Origin of the sequence: Mycoplasmopsis mucosicanis, assembly GCF_006546935.1 — a bacterium.
GTDB classification, from domain to species: domain Bacteria; phylum Bacillota_I; class Bacilli_A; order Mycoplasmatales; family Metamycoplasmataceae; genus Mycoplasmopsis; species Mycoplasmopsis mucosicanis.
On sequence record NZ_SMDN01000001.1, the window covers coordinates 33537 to 53746 of the forward strand.

At 30.7% G+C, this 20210-nt stretch carries 15 protein-coding genes; 11 read left to right on the forward strand and 4 right to left on the reverse strand.

The genetic code is table 4. The features are described from left to right. Window positions 1–45 precede the first annotated feature (45 nt). Together E1I18_RS00155 and E1I18_RS00160 are read right to left on the reverse strand one after the other, a co-directional pair. Entirely contained in the window at window positions 46–1221 is a 1176-nt protein-coding gene (locus E1I18_RS00155; protein WP_141483589.1) for a hypothetical protein, read from the reverse strand. Window positions 1222–1341: 120 nt separating this feature from the next. Beyond that, complete coding sequence (locus E1I18_RS00160) at window positions 1342–2898, reverse strand: TrkH family potassium uptake protein (RefSeq protein ID WP_141483590.1); 1557 nt, start codon at window positions 2896–2898, stop codon at window positions 1342–1344. A gap of 65 nt (window positions 2899–2963) precedes the next feature. Here E1I18_RS00160 and E1I18_RS00165 point away from each other — a divergent pair, with 65 nt between their 5' ends. From E1I18_RS00165 to E1I18_RS00210, 10 genes are all read left to right on the forward strand, one after another. Then, window positions 2964–3638, forward strand: a complete 675-nt coding sequence (locus E1I18_RS00165; protein ID WP_141483591.1) for a potassium channel family protein — start codon at window positions 2964–2966, stop codon at window positions 3636–3638. Between the two features lie 169 nt (window positions 3639–3807). Beyond that, window positions 3808–4239, forward strand: a complete 432-nt coding sequence (gene mraZ, locus E1I18_RS00170) for a division/cell wall cluster transcriptional repressor MraZ (protein ID WP_235888464.1) — start codon at window positions 3808–3810, stop codon at window positions 4237–4239. Window position 4240: 1 nt separating this feature from the next. Further along, a complete protein-coding gene (gene rsmH / locus E1I18_RS00175; RefSeq protein WP_141483592.1) occupies window positions 4241–5143 on the forward strand; it encodes a 16S rRNA (cytosine(1402)-N(4))-methyltransferase RsmH in 903 nt (300 codons plus the stop codon). Between the two features lie 18 nt (window positions 5144–5161). Continuing rightward, a complete protein-coding gene (locus E1I18_RS00180) occupies window positions 5162–6319 on the forward strand; it encodes an MAG3720 family protein (RefSeq protein WP_141483593.1) in 1158 nt (385 codons plus the stop codon). A 21-nt stretch (window positions 6320–6340) separates the two neighbouring features. Continuing rightward, on the forward strand, window positions 6341–7432 hold the full coding sequence (locus E1I18_RS00185) for a cell division protein FtsZ (RefSeq protein WP_141483594.1): 1092 nt from the start codon (window positions 6341–6343) through the stop codon (window positions 7430–7432). Between the two features lie 128 nt (window positions 7433–7560). Continuing rightward, the gene (locus E1I18_RS00190; protein ID WP_141483595.1) at window positions 7561–8265 is read left to right on the forward strand and encodes a 16S rRNA (uracil(1498)-N(3))-methyltransferase; all 705 of its coding nucleotides are present in this window, start codon (window positions 7561–7563) and stop codon (window positions 8263–8265) included. Window positions 8266–8272: 7 nt separating this feature from the next. Then, the gene (gene mutM, locus E1I18_RS00195) at window positions 8273–9100 is read left to right on the forward strand and encodes a bifunctional DNA-formamidopyrimidine glycosylase/DNA-(apurinic or apyrimidinic site) lyase (RefSeq protein ID WP_141483596.1); all 828 of its coding nucleotides are present in this window, start codon (window positions 8273–8275) and stop codon (window positions 9098–9100) included. After that, window positions 9093–9356 carry a Smr/MutS family protein gene (locus E1I18_RS00200; protein ID WP_141483597.1) on the forward strand — a complete coding sequence of 88 codons (264 nt, stop codon included), beginning with the start codon at window positions 9093–9095 and terminating at the stop codon, window positions 9354–9356. Before mutM ends, E1I18_RS00200 begins: the two co-directional genes overlap by 8 nt. Window positions 9357–9426: 70 nt before the next feature. Then, complete coding sequence (locus tag E1I18_RS00205) at window positions 9427–10014, forward strand: variable surface lipoprotein (RefSeq protein ID WP_141483598.1); 588 nt, start codon at window positions 9427–9429, stop codon at window positions 10012–10014. Window positions 10015–10160: 146 nt separating this feature from the next. Then, entirely contained in the window at window positions 10161–11003 is an 843-nt protein-coding gene (locus E1I18_RS00210) for a variable surface lipoprotein (protein ID WP_141483599.1), read from the forward strand. A gap of 63 nt (window positions 11004–11066) precedes the next feature. Here E1I18_RS00210 and rpoC read toward each other — a convergent pair whose 3' ends face one another. Both rpoC and rpoB read right to left on the reverse strand, forming a co-directional pair. Continuing rightward, window positions 11067–15488, reverse strand: coding sequence for a DNA-directed RNA polymerase subunit beta' (gene rpoC, locus E1I18_RS00215; protein WP_141483600.1), 4422 nt, complete (start codon window positions 15486–15488; stop codon window positions 11067–11069). Next, window positions 15481–19089 (reverse strand): DNA-directed RNA polymerase subunit beta, encoded by a 3609-nt coding sequence (gene rpoB, locus E1I18_RS00220; RefSeq protein ID WP_141483601.1) that lies wholly within the window; start codon window positions 19087–19089, stop codon window positions 15481–15483. The genes rpoC and rpoB overlap by 8 nt, the downstream gene beginning before the upstream one ends. Window positions 19090–19366: 277 nt before the next feature. Here rpoB and E1I18_RS00225 point away from each other — a divergent pair, with 277 nt between their 5' ends. Then, window positions 19367–20206, forward strand: a complete 840-nt coding sequence (locus E1I18_RS00225) for a deoxyribonuclease IV (RefSeq protein ID WP_141483602.1) — start codon at window positions 19367–19369, stop codon at window positions 20204–20206. Window positions 20207–20210: the final 4 nt, after the last annotated feature.

The following is a 20210-nucleotide window of genomic DNA, read 5'->3' on the forward strand; positions in this document are numbered from 1 at the left end:
TAAAAAAACAAAGAAAAAAAATGCAAATTGCATTTTTTTGCATTTTTAGGTAAATTGTAGAACAAGTAGTAAAGCAATTATGACTAATTCTATAATTATTAGATTTACTAATAGTCAAATTATAGTTTCATATTTTTTTGATGTTGATGCTGGTTTAGTGGTTTCAACAATTTGTTCAGTAACTTCAAGTGGTTGCTCGAGTTGTTCATTTTCTTGTTGTTCAATAACTTGTTCTTGTTCAATTAATTCTTGCTGTGGTGCTAAAACAGTTTCATATAATTTGTTGCTTTCTTCGTTTTGATTATTAAAATCAAAATATGCTCTCTTGATCTCTGAAACATAGTTGTGTTTAGTAAAGAAATAATCAACAACTGCTCTATATTTATCAGTAACATTAATTGAAATTATTTTAGCATCTAGACTCGAATCAGACATAATATGACTACATTTCAATTCAATAGCACTTGTGACATTATCTTTATCTATATAGATATTTGAATGATCCAATAAATCGTTAAAGTCTTCAACTCTAAAAATTTCATCAGTTGCATAAAGTTTGTCTTGACCTGGTTTTAATGTATCGAAAAGAAATACGCATTCTAAAAGGTCTGAAGTTTGGTCATCTTTGAATAGTCTAAAATGCATTAGAGCAATTTTTTTGCACAATACATTTATTTGCTCAATTTTTACTTCTAGATCATTTGTGCAAAAAATGTTTTTATGACATAAGTCAAATGTGTTGTCATTTGGTTTAACACTTGCATAAATTTTTGCAACTGAAACAAGTTCAGAAAACTCGTCTGCACTCATTTTTGAGTATTTTTGGTCATTTTCTTCACTTAAATGTTCTTCTGTGAATACTTCTACTTCTTCTTGTTTATTTGTTTTTTTAGGAGTTGATTTTTCAACTAATTGTTCTTGATTTATGAATTCAATTACGTGTTCATCTTTGGTTTTTTCTTCTTTAATACGTTTTAAAATTACATAACATTGCTCAAGTGAAGCAGTACCTTTGAATGCGCCTTCACGGTGAAATCAAACTTTAGTAGGTGATTTTGATGCTAATGATTTTTCAATGAATGTTTCTAGTGCTTTTTGGAATGTTTTGTAGTTTTCGTGAGTTTTAAGACCTTGTTTTTTAAGATTGAAACTTATATTTCTATTTTTATCGAATTTTTCTGCAAGATAATATTTTATTAATGGTGATTTTTTACTAGCCATATATCTCCTTGTGCTTGTACATAAATAATACAATATATACAAACATATAAATCAATTTTATTGAATTTTTATTAATATTTATTGAATAAGTCAATAAAAAAATGTATCTTAGACATTTTTTTAACCTATCATAACTTCTTCATGAATGTAGTCAATTTTGCGTGAGTTATTTATTTTATTGCCTCAAACGAGCACAGTACTACTAATACCAAACTGACCAACAAACATTATTATTATTAAGAAAATTTTAGATACAAGATTGAAATGACTTGTTGCTCCGGTGGTTAAACCACATGTTCCAAACGCTGAAGAAACTTCAAAAATAATGTGTGAGAAGTCATATTTATTTGCATCAAGTTCACCTCCATAACGATCGAGACTTGTTGTGCAAATTAAACTAAACAAGACAACAAGTAATGTTGAAGTGGTGAATATTATTGAACTCATTTTTACAGTTTTTTCATCAACTCGTCTTCGGAAGGCTCGCACACTATCTTGTCCTTTTATTCTTGCAATTATAGACATAATTAAAATTGCAATAGTTGTTGTACGAATTCCACCACCTGTTGAAACAGGGCCAGCACCAATAAACATTAAAATAGTCATTGTTGCAATACTTCCAGTACTTATATGACCTAGATCGACAGTACTAAAGCCAGCTGACCTTGTTGAAATTGAAAGGAAAAATAGGTGCCAAATTTTTAGCGGTGATGAACCATATTCTCTGCGATCTCAAAACGAATCACCTGCTAATGAGTTTCGAGCCATAAGTTCAAACAAAAGAATAAAAATAAAGCCAAAAAATGTTGTGATTAAGTAAGTCAATAAAGAAAGTTTTGTTATTAATTTGAACACATAACGTTTTTTATATGGTCCTTTATGAATGATTCGAAAACGAATAAAACTTAAAATATCATAAATTACTGGATAACCAAGACCGCCAAGCACAAATAAAAATGAAAAATAAACTTGCAAGCCAACATTGTTATAGTAAGAAAGCAATGATTTTTTACCTATGATATCAAAACCAGCATTATTTAGTGCGGAGATTGAATGAAAAAAACCATATCGTAGTGATAAAGCAAAATCGCTTTTTGGCGAAACAAAATCGCCATGTAAAAATTCATCACCTGCAGGAAGCGGACTAGACAAATAAAAATAAAGTGTTAGAAAAATACCCGAAATAAACGTTGTTATTAATAAAAAACCTACTGAGTTGAATATTATTTTCTTAGTAGTTCCAAAATCATCTGAACCACGCTCATGAGAAACAATGCCCATCTCAGAAATTGAGTTCTTGGAATTTGGCAAAATTAATGAAATAAAGAAGACTTTTAATACAAAAATTCCAATCCCGCCAGCCAAAATTAATATCGCTATAAGTGCTTGACCAAAAGCGTTTCAAGTTTTATAAGTATCTACTGTTACAAGACCTGTGTCACTAAATGCACTAGCAGTTGTAAAAATTGCGTCAGTATATGATACATTAACATCACCAGTTTGAGCCAAAGGACTAAATAAAATTAAACTTGATAGCAAAATAACAAATAAATGGACTAGAAAAATAATTCTAACCTTTGATAATTTGCGTATTTTTAAAATAATTTTATTGAAAAATTGTTTAAAAGTCAATTTGGAGTAATTATTACCTTGTTGAGCATCATTTTGCTTTTTCATAACATAAATTGTATAACATAATTAAAATAATTATTTAGAATATAATAAGATGCAAAAGGAGCAATATGAAGAAAAAATCTATTCAAAATATTTGTGTTATTGGTGTAGGAAGGTTTGGAAGCGCTATTATTAGACAACTTCTAAATACAGATGTTTCTTTAATGGTGGTTGATAAAGATGAAAAAAATCTTAAACCTTTTTCAGACACAGTTGATAAACTCGTTATTGCTGATGCTGCTGATCCAAAAACATTAAAAACTCTTTCAATAACTGACATGGATATAGTGGTAGTTGCAACAAATGATAATATTGAAATAGTTGCAGCATTATTTGAACTAAAAGTTACAAGCATAATAGCTCGTGCAAGATCATCACGGCATGCTAATGTTTTAAAACAAATTGGAGTTAATGTAATTATTCGTCCTGAAGAAGAAGCAGGTGTAAGAACTGCTTTACTTGCTGCTAATCCCTACTTTGCAAAATATTCACTTGACTTACAAGAATTGGGCGATGGTTTTGTAATGGGTACAACCGTTTTAACTTCTCCAAAATTCATTAACAAAACACTTAAAGAATGCAAATTTGTTGATAAAGGTGTTTCAGTAGTACTTATTAAGCGTGCTTCTGAAAGCATATTGCCAAATGGACATAGTATTTTAAAAGAGGGTGATTTTATAACAATTCTCGGTAAGATTGTTGATGTAACTCATGTCTTTGGACTGCTAAATAATGTGGATTAATGTGGATAAGTCTAATAATGTAAAAAATGCGATTTTGCTTCATTTTTAATGCAAAAATCGCATTTTTTCTTTTTTGTGGCTTATTGTGGTGATTTATTAATTTTTTTTGTGTTTTTTTATACGAATATGTATTAAAAAGTTGTAGAATAGTGGTGGATAGTGGAGGTAAGTGGTGTACGGACAGTATGAACGAAATATCGATGTCAAAAACCGAGTAGCGTTGCCCGCAAAGCTGCGTGATGCACTTGGATCGAGCTTTTTTTTGACTATTGGCCTTGATGATATTGTTGAATTACGTAGCAAAAGTGAATTTGATTCATTGACTGCTAATTTGACTTCACAAAGCATTTATGATAAAAATGCTCGTTTGTTGAAACGTTGATGATTAGGAAATACTCATGAAATCGAACTTGACTCACAAGGACGTTTCATTATTCCAAAACAAATACTTATCAAAAGTGCTATCCAAAAAGAAGTAATTTTTGTAGGAGTAGGCAATTCAGTTGAAATGTGAGCTGCTGAAAAATATCAAAATTACAACGAGTCAATGAGTGTAGAACAATTACAAGAGGCTGCTCAAGCATTAGCGGAGAAAAGTTAATATGTTAGACAATCACTTTTCAGTGTTGCTAAATGAAACAATTGATGCTCTCAAAATTAATCCTGAAGGTGTCTATGTAGATTTAACTTTAGGAATGGGCGGTCATTCAGCAAAAATTTTGCAAAAACTAACTACAGGTCGATTGATTTGTTTTGATAAAGATGATTTTGCGATAGAGAAAAGTCGCGTTCATTTGAGCAAAATAAGTCAAAATTTCACACTAATTCATTCAGATTTTAAAAACATAAGTCAAGAATTAGCAAAAATTGGAATAGATCAAGTAGATGGAATAATTGCAGATTTAGGTATTTCTTCTCCACAAATTGATAATAGCCAAAGAGGCTTTAGTTATAACAAAGATGCTCGTCTAGATATGCGAATGGATACAACTCAACAACTAGATGCTCACTATATTGTTAATAATTATGATGCCAAATCACTTGCAAGAATTTTAAACGATAACGCAGAAGTAAAGCTTGCACATAAAGTTGCGAATGCCATCGTTGCAAATCGACCAATTGAAACAACATTACAATTAGCCAACATCATTAGGAAATCATTGCCTGCAAAAATTGTAAAAGCAAAAAACCCTTGCAAAGCAATCTTTCAAGCAATCCGCATCGAAGTAAATAATGAATTAGATTCATTAAAGCAAATGCTAGCGCAAAGTATTAAATTGTTGAAAACTAATGCTCACTTAGCAATAATAACCTTTCACTCATTAGAAGACAGAATAGTTAAAAATTTTTTTGGTGATTTAATAAAAGATAAATTACCAATAAAAATGCCAATAAAAGAAGAAAAAACATTCAGTGTAAAAGTAATCAATCCATCAAGTGATGAACTTGAAATAAATAATCGTTCACGCAGTGCTCGATTAAGAGTTTTAAGCAAACTAAAATAATTAAAGGAGGTAAGCACAATGAAAAATATTGCTGTAAATATCGAAATAAAGAAATATTTAGCAACCGCAAGTATTGTTTATTGCACAAATTCAGCATACAATGTGCTTGCTAACTTTAATCAAAAATATGCAAATATTGAAGAATTAGGTTCTTTAATACAACAAATTAAAGCATTTAGTAAAAAATACATTAATTTAAGACGTTCTAAAGTTTCGTTTAACTTGATCTTAGATCCAAATTTAGTTCAAATTGATATTTTAACCAATCATTTTGAGCAAAAAGTAGATAATTTAATAAACAAAACACACATAAACAACTACAAAAAATACATTGCAAAATCAAGCTCAAACAAAAATTATGACTTGATAAACGATAGTGTATTTATCTATGAAGTTGTTGATAATGATCAACGAAAAAAATATTCTTCATTCCCAATTGATAAAAACGGATCTAAATTAATTATGCACTATGCATTATGAGTCATTAAAAAAGACAACAAAATGTATGCAAAACTAATGGATTTGTTCAAACGCAGCGGAATAGAATTAAGCAATATTTTTAGTCCGCAAAGTTGTTTATTAGCATCACAAGAAGTTAAAAATCACTCAATTTTGATTGATTTTGATTGAAAAACATTGTCAATTGACAATTGTTTCAATACAACATTATTAATCAGCACTCAAAGCAAGTTAAACTTCACAAAACTTTTTAAAGTATGTGGAAATATAGCAAAAGTAAGTGACATTTTAATTATTCCATATGTTAAATCAATACTAAATAATTGAGAACATTATGTAAATGAAACAAAAAATGAGTCTAATGAACAACAAATTTTCAATATCCTATATAAATGCTTTACCGATACACTTAAAACTGTAGAGGAAAATTACGACAAAAACTATCCAGAAGGCCAAAAAGTTGAATTCATTATTAAGGGAGACAACTCTAGATTATTCCAATATCTTTTGGCCAAAGAATTTGGAATAAAATGCCAACTGTATGATGACTATGAAGCACAAATAAGCGCACTAGAAAACACACATTTAGGTGCAGCTATACTAACTTTTGATAAGTCAAAAATAGATCTAGTACAAACATTGACCAATCTTGAAGAAATTAAACCAAAAAACTTCATACAAAAAATCTTTGCTTCACTAAAAAATCATCGTGTTTAGATATACAAAGGAGTTAATTTAATGGATGATAACATTGTTAACATTAAAATAATTGGCGTTGGTGGTGCTGGAAGCAATATCGTTAATGCTTTTCAGCAAGAAAACTCAACAAAAATTGAACTTTTAATAGCTAACACAGATAACCAAGATTTATTAAAAAGCAAAGTAGAAAATAAGATTTTTTTAGGTAAAAACACACGAGGATTTGGAGCTGGTGGCAATCCTGAAGTAGGTGCTCAAAGAGCACAAGAAAGTATTGAAGAAATTAAGCAAGCTCTTGCTAATACAGATTTATTAATAATTGTTTCGGGAATGGGTGGCGGAACTGGAACAGGGGCAAGTCCAGTGATAGCCGAAGTTGCTCGCGAACTTAATATTTTAACTTTAGCAATTATGATAAGTCCTTTTAGTGAATTTGAAGGTGCAAAAATCAATAATATAGCTCAATATGGCATTGAAAAAATGCAAAAATTAGTTAATTCATATGTTATTGTTAACAATGAAAAAATTGCAGAGCAATATGAAGATTTACCTTTTCAACAAATTCTTAAGATTGCAGACATGTCTGTAAAAAATATGATCAATATTATCGAAGAAATGATTTCAAGCAAAATGCATATCAACATTGACTACAATGATATCCTTGCATTATTATCAAATGGTGGTCAATTAATAATTAGTAAAGGGAAAGCTCAAGGTGATAGTTGCGTTTCTAATGCAATTGAAGTAGCAATAAATTCATCAAATTATCTTGAAAAACCTAATAAATTAAGTAGTCTTTTGCTTCATTTCTATATCGATCAAAAAATTAATTATAATTCTCTTAAATTATTAAGAAATACATTTATTGAAAAATATCAACTAGACCAAAAAATCCATTCAAAAATAGGTATAAGCTTTACAGAAAGTAATGAAAAGCATGCTGAAGTAGCAGAATTTAGTTTTATAGCTATAGAAAATATTGATAAACTAGAAATTCAAAACGTTGATCAAAGTCAACAAAACGTTAATACAAGTATTGAAGAATTAACAAGCAGCATAAGCATAATTGATAACACCGATACAACTGAAACAAACATCGATTCTAGTGGTCATAAACTACCTGATTTCTAATAAAAATTTAAACTGACCTTTGTGGTCAGTTTTTTTCATAAAGTACTCAAAAATGTGTGTATTGGTAAAATTATAATATTCAAAATGAATAATTTTTAAGTATAATAATTATTGTATAAAGGTGTGATATGCATAGATTTTTTTGTGATACAAAACAAGGTGATTATTTTATTCTCGACAAGGAATTATTGCATCATATTAAGGTTGCAAGATTACAAAATGACCAATTTTTGATAAATTTTCAAGGTGAATTTTATAAATGCAACTTAATAGCAAACACTAATAAAGCAATAATTCACTCAAAAGAGAACATAGATCATGAGTTTAAAGGTGATATTGTTTTAGCAGCCCCTATAATTAAACCTAGTCGTTTTGAAATAATGCTTGAAAAAGCAGTTGAATTAGGTGTTAAAAAAATCATTCCACTTATAAGTCATTATTGTAACCGCAACCAAATTGAGTTTATATTTGGTTCTGATAATAAAATAAATCGTCTAAATACTAAAATTAAAGAAGCAGCACAGCAATCATTTCGCAATATAATTCCATATTTAGATAAACCTACTGAATTGCAACAAATAATTAAATTATATAAGGAGCAAAATTACACAATTTATGTAGCTCATGAACTCATTAAACCTAGTTGGCAAATTGATAATCTAGCAACAAATTGCCTAATTTTAGTAGGGCCTGAAGGTGGTTTTAGTCAAAACGAGATTGATAACATTTGTGAGGCTGCTGGCGAAAATGTTAAATTAGTTTCGTTAGGTAAAAGAATATTACGTGCCGAAACTGCAGCTATAACTATGCTAGCCAAAATTAAAGAAATCTAGGAGAAATATGCCTGAAATGCCTGAAGTAAGCACGATTGTTAATGCTTTGAGACCTTATGTGAAAGGTGCAAAAATTATTGATATTGAAGTCTATAATGCAAAATTAATTAAAGATATTAGTGCCGCAGATTTTACCAATACACTGAAAAATGAGTATATTTTGGATGTTGAAAACTTAGGAAAACATATCATATTTAAATTAAGTAATGACTTATTTTTAATAAGTCATTTAAGAATGAGTGGAAATTATAGTTTTTATAATAAATACCATCCACCTATGCACCATGACCATATAATCTTAAGACTTGATAAAGGATTTTTATATTACAATGATCCAAGAGCATTTGGTACATTTCATTTGCGCAATACTTTTAATTTGTATACAAGCAAACCATTAATGAATTTAGGTGTTGAACCACTAAAATTAGATACACATAATTTATGAAATAAAATCAAAAATCGCTCTATTGCAATTAAAAATGTGTTATTAAATCAAAATTTAATTTTAGGAATAGGGAATATCTATGCTAATGAGGCATTATGAAGTTGTAAAATTCACCCGCTTACACCAGTTAAAGCATTAAGTTATGAACAGTTTAATGAATTAGTATTATGTGTTGGTAAAATTATGAATGAAGCAACATTAAAAGGTGGATCATCAATTCAATCTTATTCTTCCTTGAATGGTGTAAAAGGTACATATCAAAATGAACTTAAAGTTCATGGAAGAGAAAATTTAAATTGCTTAAGATGTCAAAATAGATTGCAAAAAATTTGAGTCGGTGGTCGTGGAAGCGTTTTTTGTAGCGAGTGTCAGAAGGAAAAAAATGTATAAAATAGATTTACATGGTCATAATGTTGAACAAGCAATAGGAAAATTAACTTCAACTATCTATTTAGCTGAATTAAATGGACATGATGTAATTGAAATTGTTGCCGGTAAAGGAACAGGTGCAATGCAAGTAACTGTTGAAGAATTTTTGAGCAGCGGTGGATATGATTTTGAACGTCAGCGAGACGGTGTTTATGTGGTTTATATTGCAAAAACTCGTTTAGATGACTGAAATATTCAAGATATTATTGAAAACTAGTCAGTATTACATAGAATAATAATATAATTTAAATATTAATTACATATTTATATAAGAGGTATATCTAAAAATGAAAAATAAATGACTAATTTCACTCGGTGCAATTACATCAAGTTTTGCAGCAATGCCTTTACTTGCTGCTGGTTGCAGTCAAAAAGGTCTTAAATTAATTAAAAATGATGAAAATCTAAAAGGTAAAGAAGTTGACGATGATTCTCAAGATGATCGTAAAAAAGCAGTATATTTTTCAGTTACTGAAGAAAAAATTGATTTATCTAAAATAAAATTATCATTAATAAAACCAATCGAAAAAGATAAATTATTTACTAGAAAAAATGTAGAAGGTTTTACAGCTTACTTCCAATCTTTTGAAAATGAAAACCAATTTCAATTCAAACCAGATTCTAGTGATAAAAAAGTCTATCAAGGTGAACCATTTGCAAAATTGTTAAATATTCCTGATGGTTATACAATAACAAATGTACAAAAACCTGTCTATGTTAGCGGCAAAGGTTATAAAAATGCAAGTGGTTTTATTAAATTAACTCAGGAAGGTGATGGTTGAAAAGCAACATTTAGACTATTCAGAAAAGGTTCTAAAAATGTTGATCCAGCTGTGTCAACTGAAGTTTATGAGTTATTCATTCCAAACAAATAGTTTAAGTCAGCTTTAGGCTGATTTTTTGCTAATCTTGCAAAAAATCATTATAGTTATGCATAAAATGTCTTTCAAGGTTGAATATATAGTTAATATACTTAAAAAGAATATAATTTATTTACAACAAAACAAATTACGAGGTACTAATGAAAAATAAATGATTGATAACTCTTGGTGCAATTACTTCAAGCATTGTAGCCGCTCCATTGGTGATTGCCGCAGGATGCAACGACCAAAATAAAGATGGAAAAGGCAAAGATAATACAGGTAATACTCAACCAGGTAAAAACGAAAAGCAAAACAACGATAATAATGCCGGTGGTAATACAGGCAATACTCAATCAGGTCAAAATGAAGACCAAAAAAGTGGACAAGATTCTACTGATAAACAAGCAGTTAAATTAGTTAAAGACGATGCAAGTCTTGAAGGTACATTACCTAAAGGAGTAGATGTTAAAAAACACAAAGAAGTAAAATATACATCATTTGTCAAAAATGTAAAAATTTTCGATGTTTCAAAATTAACTCTAGAATTATTAAAACCTATTGATGAGGATAAGTTAATAACCAATAAAAAAGACAAAAACAAAAAACAAGTCTTTTGACAAGATCACAAGAGCGAAAATGAATTTCGTTTTAAATCAGAAACCGACAAATTCTATGAAGGTGAAACATTTGCTAAATTGCTAAATATTCCAGAAGGATACACAATCGCAAATGCTGAAAATCCAATTTATCACCCTAATCCAAAAAATAAAAATAAAAAAGCTCACAAAAAAGATAAAAATAAAAAAGGTCACAAAGAAATGGCTGCAAAAATGGACGAAAAAATGACCGAAATACAAGATTCTAGAGCTAGTTCATATATAGATGTTACTAAAGATGAAAAAGGGTGAAAAGCAACATTTAGATTATTTAGAAAAGGCACTAAAGATGTTGCGCCTGCTGTGTCAACTGAAGTTTATGAAGTTTACTTTATAGCTGCCTAAAATAAAGAAAAAATCAGCATTAATGCTGATTTTTGTTTGCGCTTTGGAGCGTTAATTAATGAATTAGTTGAAAAAGTCTTCTGAATCATCATCAAATTCGATATTGTTGTCATTTGAAACGTGATCGCCGACTTCTTCAAGTGAAAGATCTGAGAAAATATCTTCGAATTCTGAATCAAGTATTTCATTTTCGTAGTGAATATTATTTTGGTTAAATAATTCTGTGTGTTCAGGTTGATATTTTGAACTAAAGTAACTACGTGGATCACGAATGTCGTATTTTTCTTTATCTTCATAGTTAGCATTTGTACCGGCAGGAATTTTGTGACCAAGAATAATGTTTTCTTTAAGTCCTTCAAGTTTGTCGGTTTGAGCTGCAATAGAAGCATTAACAAGAATTTTTGGTGTTTCTTGATATGAAGCAGCTGCAAGGAATGAATCAGAAAGTAATGGAGTTTGTTTAGCACCTTTAATTTTTACTTCGCCAAATGGAGGACGTTTACCTTGAGCTAAAAGACGGCCAGATTCTTTTTGGAAAGTAAGAATGTCTACAAGTGAACCAGAGAAGAATTTCGAATCACCTGTATCAGTGATCATTACTTTTGAAAGCATTTGACGGATTATGATTTCTATGTATTTGTCAGCAATAGAAATACCTTGAAGACGATAAAGTTTTTGCACTTCTTTTAAAAGATAGTTTTGTACTGCTCGAGTGTCAGCATATTTTAATAGGTCACCAAGAACAATAGGTCCTTCAACAATTTTTTGACCAGGAACTAGTTCATCACCTTCTTTAACAACAATACGACGATCTGCTTTGGTATCAAATACTTTAGATTCAAGATCGCCAATTTCATTGTAGTATTCAATTTCGATTAGTTTAATATTACGAACTGTACTATCAAGTGGTGTAGATATTGATACAACTTTACCATAACCTGGAGAAATAATTGCAGGGCGTCCTCATGGTGAATCATAAGCATCGATTAGTTCCATAAGACGACCAAAACCACCAGTAATATCTTCAACACCCGCAACACCACCGGTGTGGAATGTACGCATGGTTAACTGAGTACCAGGTTCACCAATTGATTGTGCAGCAACAACACCAACAGCTTCACCAATGTTTACAACACGGTTTAATGCAAGATCTTTACCATAGCATTTTTTACATACACCATTACGTGTATAACATGATAATACTGAACGAATTTCTACTTCTTCAATTCCAGCATTTGAAATTCTAGAGGCAATTTCAGGAGTTATGAGTTCATTAGCACCAACAATCAATTCACCTTTAGAATCTATAATCGGTTTGTTTGTAAATCTTCCTTCAATTCGTTCAATTAATGATTCAATAACTGTATTGGTTTTTGTATCTTTAATATCACGAATCACAAAGCCAAAGTCACTTCCACAATCTTCTTCACGAACAACAATACCTTGAGCAACATCGACAAGACGACGTGTTAGATAACCTGATTTAGCAGTGTTAAGCGCTGTATCGGTTAGACCTTTACGAGCACCGTGAGTAGATGAGTAAAATTCATAAGCGGTAAGACCATCAAGGAATGATGATTTAACTGGAATTTCAACAGTTGAACGAACAACACGTTCGTTTTCAGCATCGGCTTTAAGAATTTTAACGTTGTTGTTCATTAAACCACGCATACCAGCAAGTTGCACGAAGTTTGATGAGTTACCACGAGCTCCAGATGTAAACATCATGAATAGAGGGTTATGTGGATCAGATTTTGTTACCTTTTTAAGATCATCCTCTATTGAGTTCTTAATTTCAGATCATTTTTTAATTGATAAACTGTAGCGTTCATCATCAGTAAGCATACCTTCGTAGAAGAATGATTTAAGTTTTTCAATGTATTGCTCACCTTCTTTAATTTTGTTTTTGGTTTCAGGAAGAGTTTTAACATCACTTACAGCAATAGTTGTACCTGAAATAGTTGAGAATCTAAAACCTAATTCCTTGATTTTATCTAATACATTGGCTACAACATTGGTGTATTTAAATCATACTCGTTCAAGCAATCTTGTATAGTCATCAACTGTTCAAATTGCGTTTTGATATTGTTGATCTCTTGATACTTCATATGAAATTTGTTTGAATTCTTCTTTGATTAAATTGCAAAGAATTTCTGAGTGAGCTGTATTAATTTTCTCGCCATTATATGTTGTTAATTCATTACATTTACTGAATACACTATCAAGAGTTTCGCTTGTGGTTTCATTAAGAATTGAAGCTAAGTCTTCCATGCAAATCACTGAAACATATTGGTCATATACACGACGCACAATTTTTGCAATATCTTTTTTAGAAAGAGGTAAATTAAGAGGCATTTTAGCTATGTGTTGAGCAAAGTTTGTTCCTGAAGGAATTAAATAGTGTGATAAATGCTCTTGATTAGCTGATGTATGCACAATTTCTTTACCGTTTTGGTCAATGTATTTACCAAAAATAAATTCAAATGTATTTGGAAAGGCACGGTTGAAAATGAATTTACCTACTGTTGAAACAACATAAATATTGTTATCTTGAGCATTTATTCATTTTTTATCAATTTGATCAATTGGTAAAACAACACGAGAATGCACACTTACAACTTTATTTTCATAAGCAGTTAACAAGTCATTAAATGAAGCAAAATATTTACCTTCACCTAATGCACCTTCTTTTTCCATTGTTAGGTAGTAAAGACCTAGAATCATATCTTGACCAGGGTTAATGATTGGTTCACCATCTTTAGGACCTAAAATGTTTTTAGATGCAAGCATCAATTCACGTGCTTCACGAGTTGCTTCAGGTGAGATTGGCACATGGACAGCCATTTGGTCACCATCGAAGTCAGCGTTAAATGGTGTACATGAAAGAGGGTGTAATTTAATTGCTTTACCACGAATTAACACTGGTTCATATGCTTGAATACTTAAACGGTGCAATGTAGGCGCACGGTTTAAAAGTACAGGGCGTCCTTGAATTGCTTTTTCAACATAAGGTCAAATAATTGGATCAAGGTTTTCAACTGCTTTTTTACCAGCTTTAATTGAATAGATATTATTATCAGTTGCTTTAATTAATTCACGAATAATTCAAGGTTCAAAAAGTTTAGCAGCCATTTCACGTGGAATACCTACTTGGTGCATTTTTAATTCAGGACCTACAACAATAACTGAACGACCTGAATAGTCAACACGTTTACCAAGAAGGTTTTGACGGAAACGACCTTTTTTTCCTGTTAAAGCATCAGAAATAGATTTAAAAGGACGACCATCTTTGGAAGCGACTGGATTTGGTTTTTTTCTTGCATTATCAATTAAAGAATCGACTGCTTCTTGAATCATACGATACTCATTTTGTTTAATAAGCATTGGAGCATCGTTTTCATCTCATTTTTTAAGACGATTATTACGGATGATTATACGTCTATAAAGTTCATTAATATCACTAGTTGAGTGACGACCACCATCAAGTTGTACTAAAGGACGTAAATCGGCTGGAATAACAGGTAAATTGTAAATCAACATTGATTTAGGACTTTGACCAGATTTTATAAAGGCATTAATAACAGAAAGACGTTTGTAAAGTTTGGCACGTTCTTGAATTTTTGAGTTAGCAGAAGGATTTTGAGCAATTTGGAAATTCAATTCATCAATTTCTTCTTCAAGTTTTTTTGCTTCTTCACGAGGATTAACATGTTCTAAAAGATATTCAATAGCTTTAGAACCTGTAGATATTTTTGCATCTGAATACTCATGAATAATGTCATTGTATTCATAAAAGTCAATACCATAATCCTGACCCATTTTTGAAGTCGCTTGCTCTTTAAGTTCGTTGATAGCCTCATCAATAACTTCATATGCTTCTTGCTCATATTCATCAGCTTGTTGATTGAATTGTTCTTTTAATTCTTTTAAAGCTTCATAATAGATAATTGCTGCATCTGAAATATCAATTATTGTGTTTTTCTTAAGAGATTTTAGTCCACCATCTTCTAAAACTATATGACTTTTATAGTAAATTAATTTTTCAAGTTCAGATTTAGTAACTGAACGCGAACTGTTTGCTACTCTAAGCCCTAAAAGTTTAGAAATTATAGAGTGGTCAATTTTAAAGAATCAGAAGTGAACAACAGGATTTTTAAGCTTAATGTGGCCCATACGACTACGACGGGCGATTTTTGGCAATATTTTTGGTTTGTGTTTTACACACATTGGAGTTTTAATACATTCTGCATTTTCATCGCTTCGTTTGTATTTAGTATTACATACAGGACACTTGTAATCAGTGGTTGGCCCAAAAATTATTTCATCAAAAAGACCTTCACGTTCAGGTTTATAACTCTTATAATTAATTGTTTCAGGTTTTGTAACCTCACCATGAGATCATTCCATCACATCAGTATCTGTAGCTAATGATAATGTAATTTTTTCGATTAAGGATTTATTTTCATTTATTCGATTTCTATTCATTTAAGCCTCCTGAAGTGTCAAAGTGTTGAAGAGATGAATCTTCATCATCGCTATCAACTTCATTTATATCTAATTTCATACCTAAGCCCCTAAGTTCATATTTAAGAACGTTAAATGATTCAGGTACTCCTGGTTTTGGTAATTCTCTTCCAGATGCTAATGCAGCATAAAGTAAATTACGACCATTTATATCATCAGATTTATAAGTTAGAATTTCTTGAAGAATGTTTGTAGCACCATACGATTCAATAGCTCATGTTTCCATTTCACCAAATCTTTGACCACCATTTTGTGATTTACCACCTAATGGTTGTTGAGTAATTAATGAATAAGGACCAACTGAACGAGCGTGCATTTTATCATCAACCATGTGGTTAAGTTTTAGCATATACATCACACCAACAGACACAGGGTTGTCAAATTTTTCACCAGTAATAGGATCAATTAAGATCTGTTTTCCTGAAACAGGAAGATTTGCTTCTTTAATTACATCATAAATTGCTTCTTTTTTAATACCATCAAAAGCACGAGTAACAAACTTGGTATTCAACGATCTTGCAGCCATACCTAAATGGATTTCAAGAACTTGACCAATGTTCATACGTGAAGGAACCCCTTGAGGGTTTAACATTACATCAACTGGAGTACCATCTTCTAAGTGTGGCATATCTTCTTCTGGAAGTACTATTGAAACAACACCTTTGTTACCGTGACGTCCAGACATTTTGTCGCCGACTTTAATTTTTCGTTTTACAGCAATAGAAACCTTAACAATTTTGTCAATACCATCTTCTAATTGGTCTTTGTTTTCTCTGCTTAAAATTTCAACACCAATTACAGTACCACCATGACCATTTTTAACTTTTAATGATGTGTCTTTTACAGGAGTTTGTCTTTGTTGTAATACTGCTAAAAGCAATTTTTCTTCTTGTGAAGGGTTGTCATCACCTTTAGGACTTACTCTACCAACTAAAACATCACCAGGAACAACATCACTACCTACACGAACAATACCTAACTCATCAAGATGACGTGTTGAATATTTAGAAACGTTAGGAATATCAGAAGTTAATTCATCATCACCTGCTTTTGAAGATCTAAATTGAATTGTTTGTTCTTCAATGTGTATTGATGTAAAGACATCATCTTTAACCAATCTTTCGTTAAGAATTACAGCATCTTCATAGTTATAACCTTTATAGGTGCTAAATGCAACAAGAACATTTTTACCTAATGCTAATTCACCATTTTGGAATGATGAACCATCAACAAGTAATTGACCTTTTTTGATTTCTTGGCCTTCTTTAACTAATGGTTTTTGATGAATAACTGTATCTTGGTTTGAACGTTGGAAATTTTTAAGGTTGTAGGTATCTAAACCGCCTTTTAAATTTCGAACCTTGATTTTTCTTCCATCAACAAATTCAACTAGACCATCTGCTTTTGCAACAAAGTTACCAGATGAATATTTTGCAATTTCACTTTCAATACCTGTAGCAACATAAGGAGCTTCAGCTTCAAGCAAAGGAACTGCTTGACGTTGCATGTTAGCCCCCATAAGAGCACGGTTAGCATCATCATTTTCTAGAAAAGGAATGCAACCAGCTGCAACCGAAACCATTTGATTAGGTGCAACTTCAATAAAATCAATTTCATCAGCATTACCAATTTGATAAGTATAGTTATGACGAATTGTAATGTTATTGTCGATAATTTGGTTGTTTTTGTCAACTTTTACTGTAGATTGTGCAATTTTGTAGCCCATTTCATCAGCAGCAGTTAAATAAACTGGTTCGCTATAATCAACTACACCATTTTCAACTCTATAATATGGAGTTTCTAAAAAGCCAAATTCATTAACTTTTGCATAAGTTGCAAAGTTCAAAATCAAACCGATGTTTGGACCTTCAGGAGTTTCAATTGGACAAATACGTCCATAATGAGTTGCGTGCACGTCACGAACCTCAAATTGAGCAGTGTCTCTGTTAAGACCACCAGGTCCTAAAGAAGTAATACGTCTCTCATTAGAAATTTCCGCAAGTGGATTGATTTGATCCATAAATTGTGAAAGTTTTGAAGAGTTAAAGAACGTTTTCATTTGATTTGAAATTAATTTGTTGTTTGTAACATTTTTTGGAGTTACTTTTTCAGGATCTTTAGCACCCATACGTTCTCTAGTTGTTTTTTCTAATTTAGAAAGACCAACTTTTAAGTTATTTTGAACTAGTTCGCCAACTGCAACTATACGTTTGTTGGTCAATGCATCAGGATCATCATCTTGACCAATTCCATCAAGAAGGTTGAAATAATAATTAATTGTTGCAATAAGATCAGAAACAACAAGATGTGTTTCGTTAGCTTTAGGATCAGTACCTATAACACGAACTGGTTCTTTTCCTTTTTCCATTCATTTTTTAGATGGATAAACTTTAATTGAAACGATTTTATCTCTTCTTTTTAACGAAACATTAGCTGGATCACTTAATAATTTTGCATAAACAACATCTGTTTTAATGCATTTTAATTTTTCAGAAGGTAATTTTCCGTTATTAAAGTTTCATTGGATTAATACAGCTAACTTGTGTGTTAATTGTGTTCCAACTTCTAAAATGATTGGATTACCAGCTTTATCAACAATTTCAAGTTTTTCAGCCAAGATTGTACCTGAAATACGATCAACTAAATTCAATTTTATGTTGAGCATATATCGACCAGTTTGACTTAAATTATAATGTCTTTTATGGAACAAAAGACTTGGTATTAAGTTGGCAATTGATTCATCCGAAACACGGTCACCTTTACGCAATGTTCTAAATAAGTCATCTTGACAATTTCTTATAATTTCCTCACGAGTCATTTCTTCAGAAACAAGTTTTCTATCTCTACGAATAGATTCAATTAAAACTTCTGATTGACCAAAAAGCTCATAAATATCATCATGAGTTAAACCGAGCGCGCCTAAAAAAGTAATTAAATTAACATTTTTGTTTTTGTCGATTTTTATTTTAACTGTATCAGGGTTTTTTGATGTAACTTTGTGAGAAATTTCTACTCAAGAACCTAAACGAGGCAAAATTTCAACCTTGTTAAAAAGGTCGTCAGATTGTTTATTACGAACTCCACGTCCAAAATATGCACCAGGCGAACGAATTAACTGACTCACGATAACTTTTTCACTACCGTTGATTATAAAACTACCACCTGATGTCATTAAAGGTATTTCACCTAAAAACACTTCATCTTCATGAACTTGTCCATCAGTTGTGATTGTGGTTTTAAATTTACCATACAGTTTAGCTGCATAGTTTGTCCCTTTAACTTTTGCTTTTTGAACTTCGTCGTATTCTTTTGGTGGAATTTCTAGACGAACACTGTTGTGAATGTAGTCTAAAGTCACCATCTTGTTAGATGATGAAATTGGATAATGTTCTCTAATTGCTTCTTCAATTCCATATTTTTTAAATCATTCAAAAGACTCTTTTGAAGTTTTTAAAAAATCTTGAACTTGAAAAATGGTTTTAGTTACTGAATAATCTCTTCTTTGTGTTCCTGCACCAAAATTTGAAATTTTGTAAGGGTGCATTGATTTATTTTCTTCCATATTTCTCCCTCTGTGTGTAGTGCTAAACTAATATATAAATATTAACATAAAATATTTTTTTACAAAATAAATTTTTGATTTTTTCAAATTATTTGTTTTTTTACGAAAATACTCATTTTTGAGTACTTTTGGTAAAATTTAAAAATTTATTTTTTGCCATATTGATAACATTTAGATCAAAAATCGAAAAAAATATTTTTTTTGTTGCTATTGTTGATTAAAATTTAATAAGACTACAAATGAACTCAAATAAAAAAATCAACTGAAAGGTAAAAAAATGATAAAACTTGGCTCACATGTTGGTTTCAATTCTCCAGACTATTTACTCGCAAGTGCTAAAACTTCTATTGATAATGGTGCAAATACTATGATGATTTATGTTGGTGCACCACAAAACACAAAACGAGTTAATGTTGAAAAATATAAACTAGAAAAATTTAATGCAGAATATAGTGCTGTGCTAAAAAATGAGGATATTGTGGTTCATGCTCCTTATATTGTGAATCTTGCTTCTCCTCTAAAGGGAGACTTTGCTGTTGAATTTTTAATTGAGGAAATTAAAAGAGTTGATTATATAGGTGCAAAATACCTAGTTTTACATCCAGGTGCATATACAAAATTCACAAAAGAATTAGCAATTGAAACGCTTATTGAAAATTTAAAAAAAATCATTGCAAAAACTAAAAATGTTGTCATTTGTCTTGAAACAATGTCGGGAAAAGGTAGCGAAATTTTTAGTGATTTTGCAACAATGAAATATGTTTTAGACACACTTAACTCACCTCGAATTCAACTTTGCCTAGACACTTGTCATCTCTGAGATGCGGGCTATAACATTAAAAAATACGCTGAATTTAAAGATGAATTGAATAGTTTTGGCTTACTAAAATATGTAAAAGTTATCCATTTAAATGATTCATTAAACGATATAAATTCGCACAAAGATAGACATGCAAACATTGATAAAGGTTTTATTGGACTTGAAACACTAGCTAAATTTGTTTTTGATAAGGATTTTGATAATATTCCAATAATTTTAGAAACTCCTTGAACGGATCAGGGACCAATTTATAAAGAAGAAATTCAAATGCTTTTAAATTACAATATTAAAAACTAAGTGA